17 protein-coding genes are annotated in these 17,218 nt (G+C 64.8%); 5 read left to right on the top strand and 12 right to left on the bottom strand.

The window, feature by feature from the left end; translation table 11 throughout:
• Nucleotide 1: 1 nt before the first annotated feature.
• The 3 genes from CSQ99_RS09205 to CSQ99_RS09195 form a co-directional block, all read right to left on the bottom strand.
• Complete coding sequence (locus tag CSQ99_RS09205) at nt 2-814, bottom strand: MlaE family ABC transporter permease (protein ID WP_099038759.1); 813 nt, start codon at nt 812-814, stop codon at nt 2-4.
• A 212-nt stretch (nt 815-1,026) separates the two neighbouring features.
• Nucleotides 1,027-2,235, bottom strand: coding sequence for a CaiB/BaiF CoA transferase family protein (locus CSQ99_RS09200; RefSeq protein ID WP_099038758.1), 1,209 nt, complete (start codon nt 2,233-2,235; stop codon nt 1,027-1,029).
• Nucleotides 2,232-3,737, bottom strand: coding sequence for an aldehyde dehydrogenase family protein (locus CSQ99_RS09195; protein WP_099038821.1), 1,506 nt, complete (start codon nt 3,735-3,737; stop codon nt 2,232-2,234). The genes CSQ99_RS09200 and CSQ99_RS09195 overlap by 4 nt, the downstream gene beginning before the upstream one ends.
• 255 nt (nt 3,738-3,992) lie before the next feature.
• Between CSQ99_RS09195 and CSQ99_RS09190 the strand changes: the two genes are divergently transcribed.
• The 5 genes from CSQ99_RS09190 to CSQ99_RS09170 are packed head-to-tail and all read left to right on the top strand — an operon-like array spanning nt 3,993 to nt 7,740.
• Nucleotides 3,993-4,691: an SDR family NAD(P)-dependent oxidoreductase gene (locus CSQ99_RS09190; RefSeq protein WP_099038820.1), complete on the top strand. Its 699-nt coding sequence runs from the start codon at nt 3,993-3,995 to the stop codon at nt 4,689-4,691.
• Between the two features lie 29 nt (nt 4,692-4,720).
• Nucleotides 4,721-5,581, top strand: a complete 861-nt coding sequence (locus CSQ99_RS09185) for a mycofactocin-coupled SDR family oxidoreductase (RefSeq protein ID WP_099038757.1) — start codon at nt 4,721-4,723, stop codon at nt 5,579-5,581.
• Between the two features lie 20 nt (nt 5,582-5,601).
• Entirely contained in the window at nt 5,602-5,796 is a 195-nt protein-coding gene (locus CSQ99_RS09180; protein ID WP_083125735.1) for a ferredoxin, read from the top strand.
• Nucleotides 5,797-5,851: 55 nt separating this feature from the next.
• Nucleotides 5,852-7,219 (top strand): cytochrome P450, encoded by a 1,368-nt coding sequence (locus CSQ99_RS09175; RefSeq protein ID WP_099038756.1) that lies wholly within the window; start codon nt 5,852-5,854, stop codon nt 7,217-7,219.
• A gap of 32 nt (nt 7,220-7,251) precedes the next feature.
• A complete protein-coding gene (locus CSQ99_RS09170; protein WP_245908826.1) occupies nt 7,252-7,740 on the top strand; it encodes a hypothetical protein in 489 nt (162 codons plus the stop codon).
• A 48-nt stretch (nt 7,741-7,788) separates the two neighbouring features.
• Here CSQ99_RS09170 and CSQ99_RS09165 read toward each other — a convergent pair whose 3' ends face one another.
• From CSQ99_RS09165 to CSQ99_RS09125, 9 genes are read right to left on the bottom strand one after another with little or no spacing between them, the layout of a single operon-like run.
• Nucleotides 7,789-8,997, bottom strand: a complete 1,209-nt coding sequence (locus tag CSQ99_RS09165) for a DUF1214 domain-containing protein (protein WP_099038755.1) — start codon at nt 8,995-8,997, stop codon at nt 7,789-7,791.
• 11 nt (nt 8,998-9,008) lie between these two features.
• The gene (locus tag CSQ99_RS09160) at nt 9,009-9,773 is read right to left on the bottom strand and encodes a sugar phosphate isomerase/epimerase family protein (RefSeq protein ID WP_099038818.1); all 765 of its coding nucleotides are present in this window, start codon (nt 9,771-9,773) and stop codon (nt 9,009-9,011) included.
• Nucleotides 9,774-9,778: 5 nt separating this feature from the next.
• Entirely contained in the window at nt 9,779-10,948 is a 1,170-nt protein-coding gene (locus tag CSQ99_RS09155) for a sulfotransferase family protein (protein ID WP_099038754.1), read from the bottom strand.
• Entirely contained in the window at nt 10,945-12,072 is a 1,128-nt protein-coding gene (locus tag CSQ99_RS09150; RefSeq protein ID WP_099038753.1) for an LLM class flavin-dependent oxidoreductase, read from the bottom strand. Before CSQ99_RS09150 ends, CSQ99_RS09155 begins: the two co-directional genes overlap by 4 nt.
• Nucleotides 12,069-12,845 carry an SDR family NAD(P)-dependent oxidoreductase gene (locus CSQ99_RS09145; protein WP_099038752.1) on the bottom strand — a complete coding sequence of 259 codons (777 nt, stop codon included), beginning with the start codon at nt 12,843-12,845 and terminating at the stop codon, nt 12,069-12,071. Before CSQ99_RS09145 ends, CSQ99_RS09150 begins: the two co-directional genes overlap by 4 nt.
• Before the next feature lie 10 nt (nt 12,846-12,855).
• Nucleotides 12,856-14,151, bottom strand: coding sequence for an acyl-CoA dehydrogenase family protein (locus CSQ99_RS09140; RefSeq protein WP_099038751.1), 1,296 nt, complete (start codon nt 14,149-14,151; stop codon nt 12,856-12,858).
• Between the two features lie 28 nt (nt 14,152-14,179).
• The gene (locus CSQ99_RS09135) at nt 14,180-14,977 is read right to left on the bottom strand and encodes an enoyl-CoA hydratase/isomerase family protein (protein WP_099038750.1); all 798 of its coding nucleotides are present in this window, start codon (nt 14,975-14,977) and stop codon (nt 14,180-14,182) included.
• Nucleotides 14,978-14,982: 5 nt separating this feature from the next.
• Nucleotides 14,983-16,158 (bottom strand): acyl-CoA dehydrogenase family protein, encoded by a 1,176-nt coding sequence (locus CSQ99_RS09130; protein WP_099038749.1) that lies wholly within the window; start codon nt 16,156-16,158, stop codon nt 14,983-14,985.
• Between the two features lie 6 nt (nt 16,159-16,164).
• Nucleotides 16,165-17,154, bottom strand: a complete 990-nt coding sequence (locus tag CSQ99_RS09125) for an acyl-CoA dehydrogenase family protein (protein ID WP_099038748.1) — start codon at nt 17,152-17,154, stop codon at nt 16,165-16,167.
• Nucleotides 17,155-17,218: the final 64 nt, after the last annotated feature.

Below are 17,218 nucleotides of genomic sequence, written 5' to 3'. Positions count from 1 at the left end.
GCTATCCCGTCGTCATCCGGATGCCGATGGCCGTCACGAGCACGTTGATCACGAACAACGCCATGAACGCATACACCACTGTCTCGTTGACCGCGTTACCCACCGCTTTCGCGCCACCGCCGGTGATGCTCAGCCCCCGGTAGCAGGCGACCAGTCCGGCGATCAAACCGAACAGCGCGGCCTTCACACACGAGATGACGACCTCCGGCACCCCGGTCAACAGCGTGATGCCGGCGGCGAACGCACCCGGGTTCACGTCCTGCACGAACACCGAGAAGAAATAGCCGCCAAGGATGCCGATGATCACCACAAAGCTGTTGAGCAGCAATGCGACCAGCCCCGCCGCAAGCATCCGCGGAGTCACCAACCGTTGCACCGGGTTGATGCCCAGCACCTCCATCGCGTCGATCTCCTCGCGGATCGTCCGTGACCCCAGATCCGCACAGATAGCGGTCGAACCCGCGCCCGCCACGATCAACACGGTCACCAGAGGGCCGACCTGCGTCACCGCGCCGAACGCAGCGCCGGCACCCGAGAGGTCCGCTGCACCCAACTCACGTAAGAGAATGTTCAGCGTGAAGCTGACCAGCACCGTGAACGGAATCGCCACCAACAACGTCGGCGCCAACGCCACTCGGGCGATGAACCAGCACTGGTCCAGAAACTCGCGCCACTGAAAAGGCCGGCGAAACACAAACCGCACCGCATCGGCCGACATGGCGAAGAGACCACCAACGGCCTGCATCGGACCCGCGAAGCTGCTCAACTGCGGCAACCCCGGCGACCACCGCTCCGGCCCGCTACCCCGCGCCATAGGTGGCTCCTCCCGCGACGGTCACTGCCGACACCCCCGCCGACCGAAAGCGATTGTGCACCAAGCTGATCTGCGCTCCGTACCGATCCCCCGCCGAAAGTCGCCACCGTGGCTTTGGGTCACCAACCGTGCGCGCAGGCGGTACCCCTGTACGGCACCGCACGTGGGTGCCGGTCGAAGCGACGTAGGGCATGGGCTGTGTCCCTCTGGTCTTAGGTGACGGCCCCGGCCGTCTTCAGTTCGATGATTCGGTCCCAATCCAGTCCGAGTTCCAGCAAGACTTCGTCAGTTTGCTCCGCGAACCCTGGCGCCGGGCCGGATTGAGGCGCACTGACGTCAAATTGCACCGGGTTCGCGACCAGTTCGAGCTCACCCGCGGGCACCAGGTATTCGTTGGCACGGACCTGCGCGTCTTCGACCGCCTGCAGGGTGTCCTGCACCGGGGCCCACGGTCCGAGCAGCGTTGCGAAGCGCTCGCTCCACTCCACAAGTGGCCGCTTGCTCATCGCCGCCTTGAGGATTTCGGCTGCGACTTCGGTGTTCTCGGCGATCGACTCGACAGTCGCAAAGCGCGGATCGTCGGCCAGCTCGTCGAGGTCCATGTGTTTGCACACATCGGCCCAGAATTTGGTGGGCTGCATCATCACAAAGGAGATGTAGCGGTCGTCGGCCGTCGCATAGAGCCCGACCAGCGGATTGATCGGCGATCCGTGCACACCGGGAGGGAAGGCCTCCATTCGCTGACCGAGGTGTTTTGTCAGTGCGACGGTGTGTCCGAGCGACCACAGCCCGCTGCCCAGTAGCGAGACGTCCACCACCGACGGCTCGCCGGTGCGCTCCCGCTTCAGCAGCGCAGCGGCGATCCCGCCCGCCAGATTGGTGCCCGAGATGGTGTCGCCGTAGGCGGGTCCGGGAGGCCCGACCATGCCCGGCGTTCCCGGCGGCGTGATGGTGGCCGCGGTGCCGGCCCGGCACCAGAACGCGGTCATGTCGTAGCCGCCCTTGACGGACTCCTCGCCGCGCGGGCCCAGCGCACTGCCCCTGGCGTAGATGATCTTCGGGTTGACGGCGCGGATGTCGTCGACGTCGATGCCGAACTTCTGGCGGTGCCCCGGCAGGAAGCTCGTCAGGAACACGTCGGCGCGCTTGGCCAACTCGAACAGCACCTCTTTGCCCTCGGCCACCGTCATGTCCAGGCCGATGCTGCGTTTGCCACGGTTGGCATGCTCGATGTTGGGATTGGGGTCGCCCTCGACCCGAAGCAGCCCGGTCTGGCGCAGGCCGCGCTGCGGGTCACCCGTCACCGCGTGCTCGACCTTGATGACGTCGGCGCCCCACTCGCGCAGCACGGCGCCTGCCGAGGGTACGAAGCCGTACATCGCGACCTCGAGGACGCGGATTCCGTCGAGAGGCCCGCTCATGAACCCACCCCCGGAAGAACTACAGCGAACGTCTTGGACTCGAGAAACTCCTCGAGCCCTGCGGTGCCCATTTCGCGTCCGATTCCGGATTGCTTGTAGCCGCCGAACGGACTGTCAGGGCTGAAGTAGTTGCCCCCGTTGATGGAGAAGGTGCCCGTCCGAATGCGGCGGGCCACCGCGAGCGCGCGGTCCTGGCTGCCGAACACCGCGCCCGACAGCCCGTAGATCGAGTTGTTGGCGATGCGCACTGCGTCGTCGTCGTCGTCGTAGGCGATGACCACGAGGACCGGGCCGAAGACCTCTTCCTGGGCGATCTCGCTGTCGGGGTCAACGTTGGTCAGCAGGGTGGGGGTATAGAAGAAGCCGGGATCGACCTTCTCGCCTCCGGTCACCAGCGTGGCGCCTGCCTCGACGGCGCGTTTCACCATGCCGTCGACCTTGTCGCGCTGCCTATCGCTGATCAGCGGACCCATGTACGTGCCTGCGTCAGCGGGATTTCCGTAACGCACCAGCCCGAAGTTGTTCTTCACCAGTTCGACGATCTCGTCGTGCCGGCTTCTGGGCACGAGTAGCCGAGACGTCAGCGCGCAACCCTGTCCGGCGTGAGTAACCATGCTGAAGGCCGAGAACAGCGCGGCGGTGTTGAAGTCGGCGTCGTCCAGGACGATCGCCGCCGACTTGCCGCCGAGTTCCAAGAACACCCGCTTTAGGGTGTCGCTGGCCGCCGACATGATCCGGCGACCGGTCGGCGTCGAGCCGGTGAAAGTGACCATGTCGACGTCCGGGCTGGTCGTCAGCGCGGCACCGACCTCAGGGTCGGCGCCACTGAGTACATTCACGACGCCGGCGGGGATGTCGGTGTGGTTGGCGATCAGCTCACCAAGCGCGAGCGTGATCAGCGGGGTGTCGGGCGCGGATTTCAGGACCACCGTGCAGCCGGCGGCCAGTGCGGGCGCGAGCTTGGCCAGCGCCAGCTGGGTGGGATAGTTGTAGGCGATGATCGCGGCGACGACGCCGCCCGCCTCTTTCTCCACCCAGCGGTGGTGCTGCATACCGCGGCTCTCGATGTTTCCGAGGTCTTCGGTCATCGAATAGGTCTTGAGCAGGTCTGCGTAGTAACGGACGATCGCGATCGGCTGGTCCAGCTGGGCGCCCTGACACAGCGCTTCGGTGGCGCCGACCTCGGCGATGGTCAGTGTGGCGAGCTCGTCGCGGTGGCCGACCAGCGCCTGATGGAACTGCTCGAGGCAGCGGATGCGCAATTCGGTATTGGTCGACCAGTCGGTCTCATCGAAGGCGCGCCGCGCGGCGGCGACGGCCGCTTCAGCGTCGCCGACGGTGGCATCCGGTGCATGGCCGAGCACCTCGCCGGTAGCTGGGTTGAGGGTGGAAAACGTCCGCGACGTGTCGAGTAGCTTGCCGCCGATCAGCAGCTGCCGGTCGGCACCGCGCGTGGCGGTGTCGGTGGTGGTTCCCCCACTCGAGATGGTCGTTTCCTGCATCATCCTCCTCAGCACCCAGCCCCATGTGATGGAAACTTCATTCTCATCACCGGCGAATCATACATTCGTCTCAAGAGAACTCAAGGAAAAGGCCGGAACTCCGGCTGCCTGCACCTAACGGTGCGACAATCACCAATGAAACGTCTCACCAGTGCGAATCTGACCTCTACCGTGTCTTGCGGGATAGCAGCGCACGAGAGTACGGTTCTCATAATCGGAAGGACGATTCTTAATGCATGACCGGCAGGTGTGGAGTTGAAGAACGCTGTCGTGACCGGAGGCGGCTCCGGCATAGGACAGGCCGTCGCGCACCGGTTGCGCGCGGACGGCATGAATGTCGCGATTCTGGACCTCAATCCGTCGGACGTTGACCACTCGTACGTCGCCGACGTCACCGATCGCGCCCAAGTCGACGCGGCGCTGGACGCCGTGCGCGCCAAGCTCGGTCCGGTGACCGTTCTGGTGAACGCCGCGGGCCTGGAGAAGTTCAAGCGATTCACCGACATCTCGTTCGACGAGTGGCAGCGGGTCGTCGATGTCAACCTCAACGGCGTCTTCCACTGCATCCAGGCGGTCTTGCCCGACATGATCGAGGCCGGCTGGGGTCGCATCGTCAACATCTCGTCATCGAGCACGCATTCCGGCCAGCCGTACATGTCTCCATATGTGGCGGCCAAGTCTGCAGTCAACGGACTGACCAAGTCGCTTGCGTTGGAGTACGGCCCGAGCGGCATCACCGTCAACGCCGTGCCGCCCGGCTTCATCGACACCCCGATGTTGCGCAAGTCCGAAGAGCGCGGCTACCTGACGGTTCAGCAGAGCATCGACTCGACGCCCGTGCGGCGCATCGGCAGGCCCGAGGACATCGCGGCCGCCTGCGCATTCCTGGTGTCCGAGGAGGCCGGCTACATCACCGGACAGATCCTGGGCGTCAACGGCGGCCGGAACACGTAACCAAACAGCAGAATCGAAGGGACATCTCAGTGGGACGAGTACAGGGCAAGGTCGCTTTCGTCACCGGTGCCGCGCGCGGGCAGGGCCGCAGTCACGCGGTTCGGCTCGCCGAGGAAGGCGCCGACATCATCGCCGTCGACCTCTGTCAGGACATCGCAACGATCGGTTACCCGATGGCGACGCCCGAAGACCTCGAAGAGACCGCCAAACTTGTCGAGAAGACCGGCCGCAGTGTCTTCACCGCGCAGGCCGACGTGCGGGAGGCCTCGCAGCTGCGGGCCGCGCTCGAGGAGGGCATCTCGCAATTCGGCCACGTCGACATCGTCGTGGCCCAGGCAGGGATCGCGGGTATGAAAGGCGAACCGCCGCTACAGGCTTGGGTAGACGTCATCAACACCAACCTCGTCGGAACGCTCAACGCGATCAACGTCGCACTGCCGCATCTCACGGAGGGCGCGGCGATCGTGGCGACAGGTTCGACCGCGGCGCTGATGGACACCCACAACAAACCCAACCCCGGCGGGGACCCGGGCGGTATGGCCTACGTCCACAGCAAGCGGGCGCTGTCGGCTTATGTGCACGACCTGGCGACCGAGCTCGCACCGCGAGGAATCCGTGCGAATGTGGTGCACCCGACCAACTGCAACACCGACATGCTGCAGAGCGAGCCGATGTACAAGTCGTTCCGTCCCGACCTCGAGAGTCCGACACTGGCGGACGCCGAACCCGTTTTCTATGTCCAGCAGGCCATGAAGGTGCCGTGGATCGAACCGGTCGACATCAGCAACGCCGTGTTGTGGCTGGCATCGGACGAGGCCCGCTACGTCACAGGAATGCAGGTTCGGGTGGACGCCGGCGGCTACCTCAAGTGGTACGACTACCACAACTGACCCTAAGGCAGGAGGACACCGTGAAGGTTTTCGTCGACTCGGGACGCTGCCAGGGCCACACGCTGTGCTCGATGATCGCGCCAGATTCCTTCGAGCTCAGCGATATTGACGGCACCGCCTCGCCGGTGCACGAGGTGGTGCCGCCCGACCAGGAGGACGCGGTACGCGAAGCCGTGCAGTCGTGCCCCGAGCAGGCCATCTCGATCGAAGAGTGAGACAACCGGCGCCGGCGGTGCCGGCAATTCAGCCCCAAGTGCAGGGAGACAAGTCTTGAGTGTCGACGACATCCGCGCCGCCGACAACGAGCGGAAGAAGAATCGGTACCACTTCGACCGGCACACCCCGGAGTATCGGGTGCAGTTCGAGAAGATCACCGAGGAGATGCAGTCCAAGTGCCCGATGGCCTGGACCGACGTCTACGACGGGCATTGGGTTGCCGCCGACAGCAAGCACGTGTTCGAGCTGGCGCGTTGTCCGGTGGTGTCCAACGATCACGACATCAACGGAGAACGCAAGGGCTATCAGGGGATAACCATCCCGAAGGCGCAACGAGCGACGGTCGTGCGCGGCGGCATCCTCGAGATGGACGAACCCGAGCACGGTACCTATCGCGGGGCCTTGAACCCCTACCTCTCCCCCGCGGCGATCAGGCGCTGGCAACCGTTCGTCGACGAAATCACCCGGGCGGCGCTCGACGAGAAGATTGAATCAGGCCACATCGATTTCGTCGACGACCTCGCCAACATCGTGCCCGCCGTGCTCACCTTGGCGATGATGGGCATCGAGCTGAAGAAGTGGCCGGTCTACAGCGAGCCCGCACACCTGTCGGTATCCACTCCGGAACACTCGCCCGACGCCGCGCGCGTCGCCGAGATGAACCGGCAGATGGGCATCGACATGATCACCACCATGATGGAGGTTCGGGAGAACCCGCGACCCGGGCTGATCAATGCGCTGCTGCAGTTGCGCATCGGCGGCGAACCCGCCCCCGACCTCGAGATCCTCGGCAATCTCGGTTTGATCATCGGCGGCGGCTTCGACACCACGACGGCGCTCACCGCGCACTCGCTGGAGTGGCTGTCGGAGAACCCGGACCAGCGCGAACTTCTCAGCCGCGAACGCGACACCCTGCTGAACCCGGCCACCGAGGAGTTTCTGCGCTTTTACACACCCGCGCCGGGCGACGGCCGCACCTTCGCCGATGACGTCGAGGTCGAGGGCACAAAATTCAGAGAAGGCGAGCGACTTTGGATCTCCTGGGCCATGGCCAACCGCGACCCGTCGGTCTTCGAGAAGCCCAACGAGCTCATCATGGACCGGAAGGGCAACCGCCACTTCAGCTTCGGCATCGGTGTACACCGTTGCGTGGGCTCCAACGTCGCCCGCACGGTCTTCAAGTCGATGCTGACCGCTGTGTTGGACCGCATGCCCGACTACGTCTGTGACCCCGAGGGCACCGAGCACTACGAGACCATCGGTGTCATCCAGGGCATGAAGCACCTGCCCGCGACGTTCACGCCGGGCAAGCCACTGGGCCCGGGGCTGGACGAGACGCTGGAGAAACTTCAGCGGATCTGCGATGAACAGCAGCCGGCCAGGCCCATCACCGAACACAAGGACGCAGTCGTCATCGACTGATCTCCGACCGAGATCTCCATCGAGGTGGTTTGATGAGCACCGGCAAACGCAATTGGGAGGCCATGACGGCGATGACGAAGCCCATCAAGGTCCTGACCGCGGCCGTCGCCGCCGTCCTGGTGACGCTCGCGACGGTGGTCGCGCCTCCTGCCCAAGCGTTTTGGCATCCCGGCAACTACGACGTGATGACCAACAGGTACGAACGGGCGTCGTGGTACTGGTTCGTCGCGAGGTGCACTCCTGTTCCCACGGAGGATTGCCGGTATATCAGCGCGGCGCCACGGCTGAAGTTCTACAACTACTACAAGGGCAACGCCTACCTGGTCAACGGCCAATGGACGCTGAAGGTCGACGTGTCCGACGGTCTGCAGTGCCTTCCCGGTTACGCCATGCCCACCCACGAGACGTGGGTGTGGGACGACAACACCTTGGCCGGCACCATCACCTCGGACTACGACGTCGGCTGCTTCAACGGCCCGCCCGGACAGCAGTTCTGGACGTTCAGACTGCAGCGGCTCTAGTGGTTTCGGTGCGCTAACGTTCGCTCAGCGATCGTACGTGCGCCGAAATCACAACACGTAGCGCTGCCGAATTCCGTTGAATCGGGCCCACATCTGCGCGACGCGCTCAGCGGCGGTAACGGTCGCCGTGTCCGGCGGCAACGCATCGGCCAGATGCGCGCGTTTGACCACACGCGTGTGCAGCTCGGCGGGCGCTCCTTCGAGCATGTGCCGGTAAGTGATGTTGCCCCGCTCGAAACCCTGGGTGTCGATCCAGTTGTGATATCCCGGGTCATCGTGGGCCAGGACCAGCCGAACCTTGCCGTCGCCGTCCACTGCGGTGCGGCTCGGCGTGTAGCTCACCGGCCGGTAGAGGTAGTCCATGCTGTTGAAGAACACTCCCATGCTGGTGAACATCCACAGGCCGTCATGCGCATCGAACTCGATGACCAGCGCCTCGTCGGCGGATAGCACCCAGTACATATTCACCGCGGCGCGACCGCGTTTCGCATCCGGTCCGGTTGCGGGGGTTTGCGGAAACCGGTTGGGGTTGTCTTCGTCTACCCCGCCGTAGCGGAACGGGAACTCAGGCCAGTCATCCATCAATCCGGTGACGAAGCCACCCGCCCAGTCCATCGCATCGATCATCGACGCCGGCGTCGGCAACGGTTTCGGGGCATCCATGCCGACACGCTCGATCCGCATGCGGGCCGGCTGCTCGTCCCAGCAATCGAAACCCTGGCGGATGAACAACTTCCGTGAATCTCCGGTGGTGGGTAGCCAGTTCGCACCACGGCTTTCACCGCCGACGTAGACCTCGAACCCGCCGTCGGCTGCGGTGGTGAGTTCTTCGCCGAACAGGTTCGCCTCCGGCACATCGCCGAACGGCTCGTGGAGTACGCCCGAACCGTCGGAGCGCGGTCCCTGCACGGTGATATTGAGGAACCGTGCGGTGCCGCGGTCCCCGACAATGCGATATGTCGACTCGCCGTCGATCCATGCCTGCTGATAGATGAAATCGGCACAGTCACCACCGAGCTTGCGCGTGGGATTGCAGAAGGTGTGGATCGCCGGATAGCGGGTGTCCTTGGTCTCCAACGCCAGGTCGAACGCCTGGCCGAGGTTCTGGGTGAGGAACCGGAAGCCGTCGGCGCGCTGCCGACCCGACGCGGAGTTGTGGTCCTTGAAAACCCGCTCGCCCGCCGCCTTGAGACGTTCGCAGAACTCGGTCCACGCCATGTTCAGCGCGGCATCGTCAGTGCCGTCTCCGAAAGCCATCGCGTATTCCCCTATGCACCGCTTCTTTTCAGCATCGTCGATACCGTCTCACAGGCCCGGCGCGCTGCCTCGACTCTGCCCTCGGCCTCGATTCGCGGGCCGATCAATTCCAGATCGAAGCCGTGGGGGTAGCCACCCGCCAGTATCTGCCGGAGGAACTGCTCGATGGGAATCGCCCCGTCGGCGGGGACCGCACGTCCGGGTAGCGCGCGATCGCCGAGAACATAATCGCTCAGCTGGATCTGGACTGTCCGCGGCAACGCACGTTCGACGAGGCCCGTAAGGTCGGCTTCTGCCCAGCAGTGAAACAGGTCGATGCAGACGCCGACTCCCGCCATCTCGGCCAGGGTGATCGTGTCCCTCAGGGTGTGGGCGAAGTGGATGTCGGCATAGAGGGCGGAGGCGTTTTCGATCGCCAATGCCACGCCCGCCTGCTGTGCCTCGCGCACGCACGGCGCGATCGCGGCGCTGAAGCGCTCGGCCGCCTGCTCCCAGTTCGATTCGCGCCGGCCTCCGGTCAGCATGTAGACCACGCGGGCGCCGAGCACGGCGGCGGTCTCGATGACACGGGACAATCCATCGCCGGACTCGAACAGGTGGTAGACGGTGTCCACCGAGTACCCGTTCTGATCGATCAGTCGCGCGAGTCCCGGCTCGCCGAGCTGAGAGTCGATCAGGCTGAGGCGCGTGAGCCCGAGCGATTGCCAAACTGAGTGTTGCTCGGCGAGTGGCATGCCCAGAAACGTCACACTGTGGACCGACAGCCGGTCGTGCATGATGCTCACCCCCGCTGTTCGATCGCGACACCGAATCGCTCACGGAACGGCCGGAATTCGTCATGCAGCGCGTTGAGGTCCTCACCGATGTCGGTGAGCAACTTCGTCGAGTAGCGGAACTTTCCGTGCCGGTCGCCGGGATTGTTCGTCAGGTAGGTACGCATCTCCGTCTGGGCCTGGGCGCTCAGTGTCCGCCCGCAGAACTCGTAGTAGCGGCCGACGGTGCCCACCGGATCGGCGAGGAAATCGGCGTAGCGCACGTGCATGATTCGAGGATCGTCGGTGAGCGGATTGGTCATCGTGTTGGCGACGGAAGTCCGCGTCAGCTCGAGATGCATTTTCGCCGCGGCCTGCAGGTCGACCGGACCGACGATGCCCTCGAGAATGTCGGCCATCATCATCGTGCGCGACGCCGCAACCTGCACGGGGTCGCGGTGCAGCCAAAGCAGGCTGGCGTCCGGATAGCTGTTGAAGAACTCCTGCAGACGAAACCCGTGAAATCCCTTCAGAACCCACTGTTTCGGCTGGCGGCCGTACTGAAACTGCTGCAGCATCGCCCGGTGGATACGGTACTGAGCAGCATCGTCGGTGGGCAGACCCCCGACGACCGTCTGCATCGGAACCCGCCACCACGCGGTCGGCGTCATGACGCGAAAGTCGAACGCCCAGGTACGTTCGTCCTCAGGCAGTCCGTCGCCAAGCATGTCGTTGTAGGGGTGGCTGTGCAGCCATTTCGGCATCTTGGCGTTGATCTCGCGCCAGTCAACATCGGCGCGTGCCCGGCGGGGGTCATTGTCTCCGGCGATGCCGGGCGGCGGCGAGGGATACATCACCTCCCAAAACCGAAGTGCCCGCGCATCGGGATCCACCGACATCAGAGCGTGCATGAGGGTCGTTCCCGAACGTGGTTCACCGGTCACGAACATGGGCCGCTCGATCACTTCGGCGGCGACCGGATATCGATTCCGGTCCTCGAAGAACTTCAAGCGTGAGGTGAGCAGCCAATGACATACGTCCTCGGCCCGCCTGCGCCCATCGACATCCATACCCATGCTGTTGAGAAGGTCTACGGCCGTCGCGAATCGCTCGGGCAGGGTGGGATCGCCGTAGTCCGTCAGTCCGGTGCGAGCCTGGGCCCGGTCCAACATGTCCGCCGCGTTCAGCGCGATGCTCATCGAATGTCTCCGCATAGGCGCATCAGCTCGTCCTCCACGTCGCGGACGTTGTCGGCCGACGCGGCGGAGTACGAGAGTCCAGCCATACCGCCATAATCCAGGATCTTCGGCACCCGCAGGCCCGCGTCCACATAGTTCTTGATCTCCTGGGCGACCTGCGCGGGCGTGCCGTGCGGGACGACCGCAAGGATCGCTTCGGGATCGACGCGGTCGAGGAACTCGACGACGCGCTCGCGGGTCAACGTCGCCGGGTCGATGTCCTGATATCCGCGCCAGTTCTCCCCCATCGGATGCTCATAGCCGAGGCTTGAAAGCAACTCGGCCGACACCTGGAGGAGGAATGCCTTGACCAGCGGCGCGTCCAGAATGTCGGCGAGGGCCGCGTCGTCGCGGCCGATCAGGCACACCTGGATATAGCACGGCGTGATGGCCATCGGATCGCGACCGGCCCGCTCCGCCGAAGCCCGTACGGTGGATAGCTTTTGGGCGTAGTCGTCGGGATCCCACGCGCCGGTGGGCCACCACCCATCCGCGTGCCGTCCGACGATCTCCAGTGTCCGCGGCCCACTCCCCCCTATCCAGATCCCGGGGGTCGTGCCCTCATACGGTTCGGTGTCGAGGCGAGCATGGTGCAGGTGATAGAACCGGCCGTCGAAGTCGACCGGACCGTCGCTGTCCCAGAGCAGCCGGATGACCTCGAGTGCTTCCTCGAATCGGCTCACCGGTTTGGTGAAGTCGAACCCATAGGGAACGGTGTTCTCGGTCTCGCCGCTGCCAAGGCCGAGAACGAACCGGCCCTTGGCGAGATGGTCGATGGTCAGCGCGCTCTGCGCGAGCAGCGCCGGATGGCGGCGCACGGTGTCGACGACGCTGGTGACCAGCGGTACGTTCTCGGTCAGCACGGCCGCCGCAGCGGCGACTGCCATGGCGTCCAGGTGGCGGTGCGGCGATGGCGAAACCGTTGCCAAATCGGTGAATTCAGGGGTCCAGATCGAATCGGGCCAGAAGCTCACCATGTGATCGGGCAGCCAGATCGAGTGGTAGCGCCCGCCGTCGAGCACCTGCAGCTGCGACAGATCCAGCGGAAGTGTCGTCCGCAGATACGCGGCGGGCTGAACCCTCACAGCCAGCCGATCTCACGCAGGAAGGGCTGCGTGTGCGCGATGCGACCGGTCAGCGTCTTGGGATCGCCCGTGCACAACGTGAAAGCGGTCTGGGTGATCAGCGCGATGTCCTCGGTGTCGGTCTTGGCCAGGTCGAGTGCACCGGCGCCTTCGGTCGCGACCGGGTTCGACGGTGCCGCCGCGTTAACGGCGATACCGTCGCCGTACAGCTCGGCCGCAAGGCTTTTCGTCAACCGATTCAGCGCGGCTTTGACCGTGCCGTAGATGCCGAAGCCCGCTTCGCGGTCGAATTCAGAGAAAGGCGGTCCGTCGGGCAGATCGCCGCCGACCGATGTCACATTCAGCACCCATCCGCGCTGCCGCTCGCGCATGGCGGGGATGGCCAGTTGGGTGAGGTGCAGCGGCGCCATCACGTGCATCTCCATCATCAGGCGCACACGCCGGTCGGGGAACTCGTCGAGCGGGCGGAGGAACGTGACGGCCGCGTTGTTGACGAGAATGTCCGGGGCGCCGATCTTCTCGACTACCTCGACGAAGAGTCGTTCACGATCCTCGCGTTGGGAGAGGTCGGCAGGGACGGCGATCGCCGAACCGCCGGATTGCTCGATCTCCTCGAGCGTCTGACGCAGCGATCCCTGATACTTCGGGTCGGGTTCGGCGGTGCGAGCGGTAAGTGCCACCGTCGCCCCCTCTGCGGCCAACCGTTTTGCAATGGCCCTGCCCAATCCGCGACTGGTACCCGTCACCAGGGCGACCTTGCCGTCACACGTCATTGTGGACCTCCTAGGTGCGCGGAATGCCTGCGAGCTTTTCTGCGAACTTGGCTTCGGCTGCTTCCCGCAGCCGCAGCAGATGCTCGGACGGGAATGCGTCGGGTGCAGGTTTGACGTCCTTGAGTAGCAGCCGTGCCAGCGTCACCTTATGCACCTCGGTCGGCCCGTCAGCCAGTCCGAGCACGAACGATTCCGTCATGTATTGCACGAACGGCATCTCATGCGAGGTGCCAAGCGATCCGTGTAATTGCAGGGCGCGCGCGGAGACGTCGTGCAGCACCTTCTGCATCATCGCCTTCACCGCCGAGATGTCGCCACGCACCGCCTTGTAATCGTTGAACTTGTCGATCTTCCAAGCTGTCTGGAGGGTCAGCAGGCGGTAGGCTTCGATCTCCATCCAGGAGTCCGCGATCATCTCCTGAACCATCTGCTTGTTGGCCAGCACCTCGCCCTGCGTGTAGCGCGAGACGGCCCGTTCGGTCAGCATGTCGAAGATCCGCCGCACCAGACCGACCGTGCGCATTGCGTGGTGAATGCGGCCGCCGCCCAGCCGCGTCTGCGCGACGACGAACGCGCCGCCGCGCGGCCCGAGCATGTGGTCGGCGGGGACCCGGACGTTCTCGTACCGCACGTATCCCTCGCGCCCGCCACCCAACGGCTGGTAGCCGAGTCCGACATCGCGCAGCACGTTGATGCCCGGGGTGTCACCAGGCACCACGAACATCGAATAGCGCTGATACGGCGGTGCATCCGGGTCGGTCATCGCCATGACGATGATGAACGACGCCATCGATGCGAACGACGAATACCACTTCTCGCCGTTGATCACCCAGTGATCGCCGTCGGCCACCGCCGTGGTGGTGAACACCTTCGGGTCGGCACCGCCCTGCGGCTCGGTCATCGAGAAGCAGGAGATTATCCTGTTGTCCAGCAGTGGCTCCAGATACCGCGCCTTGAGGTCTGATGTGCCGTAGTGCGCAAGAATCTCACTGTTGCCAGAATCGGGCGCCTGGGACCCGAAGACTATCGGCGCGCATTCCGACCGGCCGAGAATCTCGTTGAGCAAGGCCAACTTGACCTGTCCGAACCCTGGACCACCGAGATGCGGGCCGAGATGGGTCGCCCACAGGCCGCGCTCCTTGACGATCTCCTGTAGTGGCGGGATCAGCGCCTGGCGCACCGGGTCGTTAAGGTCGTGCGACTCTTTGACCACGTAGTCTATGGGCTCGCATTCCTCGCGAACGAACTGCTCGACCCACGCCAGCTGTTCCGTCCACTCGGAGTCGGTCGAGAAGTCCCACGCCACTATCGAATACCGTCCATCCGTCTCGGGATCACTTCGGCCGCCGCCGTGCCTGCGCTTCGTCGGTCGCATGGCTGAGCACCTGGTTGCGATTCTCCAGTTCCAGCGCTGCGCCCAACCCCGATGCGTCGGTGTTCACCTGCAAGGCCCTTTTCGTCAACTGTGTACCGAACGGCGGCAGGTCGGCGATGGCACGGGCGAGCTCGAGTGCCCGCTGCATCAACTGTTCTGAGTCGACCAGCTGGCTAACCAGACCGCGACGGTCGGCTTCGGACGCGGGCACCGTCCGGCCGGTCACCATCCAGTCGGCGGCCACACTCGTTCCGACAATCCGGGGCAGGTGATAACTCATGCCCATCTCGGCGCCGGACAATCCCAACAGGATCGCGCCGTTTCCAAAGGTGGCCACCGTCGAGCAGATCCGGATGTCAGATGCCAGGCACAGCGCGAAGCCCGCCCCGACACAGGGCCCGTTGACCGCAGCGATGACGGGTTGCGGCAGATTCCGGATCGCCTGCGGCAGTGCTGCCATCGCTTCCTGGAAGCGCAACCGGTCGATCGCGGGGTCGGATGCCTCGAGTGCCCGCGGCGAGAAGTTGCGCACATCGATACCTGAGCAGAACCCGCGGCCCGCCCCGGTGATCACCACCGCATGAACCGATGCGTCGGACCCGATGGCCGAGAACGTCTCGATCAGCTCGTCGCGCATCGCTTCGTTGATCGCATTGAGCTGCTCAGGCCGGTTCAGTTGCAGCACAACGACACCGGCGTGGGGCCGGTCGATGAGCAGCGTCACCGGGTGGGTTGGGGTGGGAGCGGACTCGGTCACCGGTATCAGCGCCGCGGCAGACCGAGCACCTGTTGCGCGATGATGTTGCGCTGGATCTCCGACGTGCCGCCTGCGATGGTTCCGCCGAAGCTGCGCGCATACCGCTCGAACCAGCTCACGAAGTAGTGGTCGAGATTCATGTGCTCATACGGCCCGGTCGTCGACGGGTGGGTGAGCCCGTCGGAGCCCGCCGCGGTCAGAGCGTTCTCGAATGCCTGACGCTCCGCCTCAGAACCGAAGAGCTTCAGTACCGATACCGACGCGGTGTCCATCTCGCCGCGCGCAGCACGAGCCAGTGCCGCCGAGCCCATGGCCCGCAGCGCCTGGTAGTCCATGATCGTCGTCGCGTACTGGTCGCGTTCCAACTCTGTGCGCGGCCGAAAATCGGCGATCATGTTGTCGATGCGGTCGGCGAAGCCGAGCCACATCATCGTGCGCTCGTGCCCGAGTGAGCCATTGGCCACGGCCCAGCCGCCGTTCAGCGGTCCGACCAGGTTCTCGGCGGGCACTCGCGCGTCGGTGAAGAACACCTCGTTGAAGTCTTTGTTCTCCTCACCGCACATGTCGGCGAAGGGCCGACACACGACGCCGGGGGTATCGGTCGGGATGATCAGGACACTGATGCCTTTGTGTTTGGGTGCATCGGGATCGGTGCGTACGAAGGTCAACAGGAAGTCGGCGTCGTGCGCGCCCGATGTCCACACCTTCTGGCCGTTGACAACGAAATAGTCGCCGTCTTGAACCGCACGGGTGCGCAGCGACGCGAGATCCGATCCCGCGCTCGGCTCGCTCATCCCGAGGGATGCGGTGAGCTCACCCCGCAGCACAGGCACCGCCCACCGATGTTTCTGCTCGTCGGATCCGAACGAAATCAACGATGCCGCAATGATGTTCACGCCTTGGGGGTTGAAACTGTGGTAGATCCGGCGTCGACACAACTCGTCGAGGTGCACGAACTGCTGCACGACGTTGGCGTTGCGGCCACCGAACTCCGGTGGTTGCGCAGGCAGCAGCCAGCCGTTGTCGAACAGCAGTCGCTGCCAGTCGCGCGCCCACTGCGGCATGTGCGACACCGATCTCGGCCGCTCCTGGGTGACGGCGTCCGACGGCAGATGCTCGTCGAGGAAGGCCGCGAACTCGGCACGGAACTGTTCGACGTCGGAATCGAATGTCAGCTGCATTTTCGTCTAGCCCCGGTATTCCGCGGCGATCAGGGCGCGATGCTCAGCCGCCCCGCCGAGTAGCAGTTCACCGGCCTTCGCCCGCTTCAGCGCGAATTGCAAGTCGTTCTCCCACGTGAATCCCATGGCCCCGAACAGCTGCAAACCGTGCCGGAAGACCAATGCCTGCGCCTCCCCCGCCGATGCCTTGGCCATCGCCGCAGCGAGCCGGCGACGCGGATCATCGGCCGCAATGGTCAGCGCGGCGAAGTACGACAGCGCGCGGGCCCGCTCGGTCGCGACGTGCATGTCGACGGCCTTGTGCTGAACAGCCTGAAATGTTCCGATCGCGACACCGAACTGCTGACGCTGCTTCACGTGCTCGAGGACCAGGTCGAGGATCCGTTGGCACGCGCCGACCATCGTGATCGCCATCCCGGTCAGCGCGACGTGCCTGGCTCGTTCCGTGTCGACGTTCACGCGGTCGGTGTCGGGGACGGGCGTGCCGGCGAAGGAGACCTCCGCGATGTGCAGCACCGGGTCGAAGACGGCGCTGCGCCGGGTGACAGCCAGACCGGCGTCGACGACGAAGACGCCCGCCTCGGTGACCACCGCGAGCTTCTCGGCGCGGTCGCCGTCGAGGACGTGATGGGCCGTTCCGTTGAGCACCCAACCATCGGCGTCGCGATGTGCGGTCACTCCGCTGTACACGGCCGTGCCGGACATCTGCGGGTCGTACCGGTCCCCGGCGAGCGGGCCGAACTGGGTCAAGGTCGCCAGATACGGTGTCGGATCGGTGGCCCGGCCCAGTTCTTCGGCCACGATCGCCAGCTCGACCGCGTTCTCCGGGTCGGTCAGCTCGGTCCAGCCGGCGTCCACGTACGTCTGCCAGAGTGGCGTCGGGTCCTCACCATTCTCGGCCACTCCGCGCACCAGCGACGCCGGGCAGGCCTTGGTCACAGCGTCCCGCACGGTCTCCTGCCACAGCCGCTGATCGGCGTCGAACTCCAGTAACACGAGTGGCCTCCTGTGGACCTCGTCAGTACCCCGTCGGTAGGCACGAGAATAGCATTCTCCTTAG

This window comes from Mycobacterium neglectum, assembly GCF_002591975.1.
GTDB classification, from domain to species: domain Bacteria; phylum Actinomycetota; class Actinomycetes; order Mycobacteriales; family Mycobacteriaceae; genus Mycobacterium; species Mycobacterium neglectum.
The sequence above is the reverse complement of the archived record's forward strand: the minus strand, read 5'-3'. Positions and strand labels throughout refer to the sequence as shown.